The following is a 2,789-nucleotide window of genomic DNA, read 5'->3' on the forward strand; positions in this document are numbered from 1 at the left end:
GCCGAGGACTTGCCCTTGTTGGCTTCGGTCTGAGCGATCGCGGCGCCGAACGTGTCGGCCTCGGCGAGCAGGTCGCGCTTACGCGATGCCCGCAGGATGACCGCGGTGATCAGGAACGTCACGGTCGCTGCGAGCAGCACCGACAAGTACACGACCAACAGATTCGCGATGCCGCCGGCGGCCGGGCTCGAGGCCGCGGCCGTCACGGCGATGATGCTTCCGGGAGCCGCGGGGAAGGCGAGACCGCCACCGAGGACCATGTTGGTGGTGACACCGGTCGCGCCACCCGCGATGAGGGCGTGGATCGTCATCGGCTTCGACAGCGCGTACGGGAAGTAGATCTCGTGGATGCCGCCGAGGAACTGGATGATGATCGCGCCGGGAGCGGTGGCGCGGGCGATGCCGACGCCGAAGAACGCGAACGCGAGCAGCAGGCCGAGGCCCGGGCCGGGGTTGGCCTCGAGCAGGAACAGGATCGACTTGCCCTCCGACGAGGCTTCCTGGATGCCCAGCGGGGTCAGCACGCCCTGGTTGATGGCGTTGTTGAGGAAGAGCACCTTGCCCGGCTCGATCACGAGGCTCGCGAGCGGCAGGAGGCCGGTCTCGGTGAGGAACCTCGCACCGGCGCCGAGGGCATCGCTCACGACCGTGAAGACGGGCGAGAGGCCGAAGAACGCGAGGATCGCGAGGCCGAAGCCGAGGATGCCGGCGGAGAAGTTGTCGACGAGCATCTCGAAGCCGGCGCGGATCTTGCCGGCCCACAGCGCGTCGACCTTCTTCATGAGGTAGGCCGCGAGCGGGCCGACGATCATGGCGCCGAGGAACATCGGAACGCTCGTGCCGACGATGACGCCCATCGTGGCGATCGAGGCCACGACGCCGCCGCGCGTGCCGTAGACCATGCGGCCTCCGGTGTTCGCGATGAGCAGCGGGAGCAGGTACACGATCATCGGGCCGACGAGCCCGGTGTACTCGTTGCCCGCGGCGTCGGGGAAGCCGCCGAGCTGGGGCACGGGGGTCCAGCCGGTCTGGATGAAGAAGGCCGTGATGAAGCCCCACGCGATGAAGGCCGCGATGTTGGGCATGATCATGCCGCTCAGGAAGGTGCCGAAGCGCTGCACGCGCACGCGTGCGGAGCTGGCGGGCGGGGCTGACGTCGTCGTCATGGGTGTCGCTCCTTGTTCTCAGTGGTTCGGGGTGTTCGTCGGTGCGGGATGTTCTGGTGCGGGCTGGTGCGGGCTGGTGCGGCGGATGCCGTGGTGCGGTTCAGAGGACGGGCGGGGGCCAGGAGGCGATGCGGTCCGCGACCGCGGCGCGAGCCGACTCGGCGCTATCCGCGCCGAGTGCAAGGGCGGCGAGCTCGGTCGCCTCGTCGAACGTGCGCAGCGCGAGCTCGGCGCGCACGTCGGCGATCGAGGTCGACGACATCGACAGGCTCGTCGCGCCGAGTCCGACGAGTACGAGGGCGAGCCGCGGGTCGGCGGCGGCCTCGCCGCAGATGCCGACCGGCACGTCGTGCTCGGCACCGGCGCGGCCGACCTGCTCGATGAGCCGCAGCACGGCCGGGTGCCACGGGTCCTGGAAGGACGACACCGTGCCGAGCAGCCGGTCGGCGGCGAAGACGTACTGCGTCAGGTCGTTCGTGCCGATCGACATGAAGTCGGCGTTCGCGGCGACGTGATCGGCCATGATCGCGCACGACGGCACCTCGACCATGACGCCCGCGACGGCGATGCCGAGCTCGTGGGCGAGGTCGCGGAAGTACTTCGCCTCGGCCGCGGTCGACACCATCGGCGCCATGACCTGGACGTGCGCCTCGCTCGAGGCGGCGGCCGTCGCGAGGGCCGTGAGCTGATCGCGCAGCACCTCCTCGTGCGCGGCGAGCGCGCGGAGCCCGCGGCGGCCGAGCGCCGGGTTCTCCTCGCCCTGATCGGTGAGGAACGCGAGCGGCTTGTCGGCACCGGCGTCGAGCACGCGCACGACGACCTTCTGCCCCGGGAATTGGGCGAACACATCGCGGTAGGTGGCAGCCTGCTCATCGACGCTCGGCGCCTTCTCGGCGCCGAGGAAGAGCACCTCGGTGCGGAAGAGCCCGACGCCCTCGGCTCCGCGGGCCGCCGCCTCGCGCGCCGACTCGGGCGAGCCGATGTTGGCGAGCAGCGGCACTGCGCGGCCGTCGGCGAGGCGGCCGGGCCCGGTGCTCGCGGCGCGGATGGCCTGCAGCGTCGCGGTGCGCTGGCGGGCGAGGTCGATGCGCTCCTGCGCGGGGTCGAGCTCGACCGTGCCGTTCTCGGCGTCGACGAGCACGAGGTCGCCGTCGACGAGCCCGGCCGCGTCGGACGCGCCGACGATCGCCGTGATGCCCTTCTCGCGGGCGAGGATCGCCGTGTGCGACGTCGGGCCGCCGTCGGTCGTGATGAGAGCGAGCACGCGGTCCAGGTCGAGGGTCGCGGTGTCGGCGGGCGCGAGGTCCCGGGCGACGAGCACGAACGGCGTCGCCGATTCGGGGATGCCCGGGGCCGGCAGCCCCTGCAGGCGGGCGATCGCGCGGCGCGCGACGTCATCGAGGTCGCCGGCTCGCTCGCCGAGATAGCCGCCCATCCCCGCGAGGAGCTCGCGGAAGGTCGTCATGGCGGCGTGGATCGCGAACTCCGCGGTCGCGCCGTCCTCCGTGCGGTGCTGCACGTCGGCGGCGAGCGCCGGGTCCTCCGCCATCATCGCGAGGGCGTCGAGCACCTCGGCGGCGGTGCCGCCCGCGGCCTGGCCGCGCTCGCGCAGCTGCGCCGCGG

General features: G+C 72.2%; 2 protein-coding genes. Both read right to left on the reverse strand.

Annotated elements, in window-relative coordinates; genetic code table 11:
* Positions 1-1,166 (reverse strand): PTS mannitol transporter subunit IICB (locus Q7T15_RS00220; protein WP_304692078.1); only part of this gene is annotated, 1,166 nt, incomplete at its 3' end.
* Between the two features lie 100 nt (positions 1,167-1,266).
* Positions 1,267-2,789 (reverse strand): phosphoenolpyruvate--protein phosphotransferase (ptsP, locus tag Q7T15_RS00225; protein ID WP_304692081.1); only part of this gene is annotated, 1,523 nt, incomplete at its 5' end.

The sequence above is a fragment of the Microcella sp. genome (assembly GCF_030645145.1).
Classification (GTDB): domain Bacteria; phylum Actinomycetota; class Actinomycetes; order Actinomycetales; family Microbacteriaceae; genus Microcella.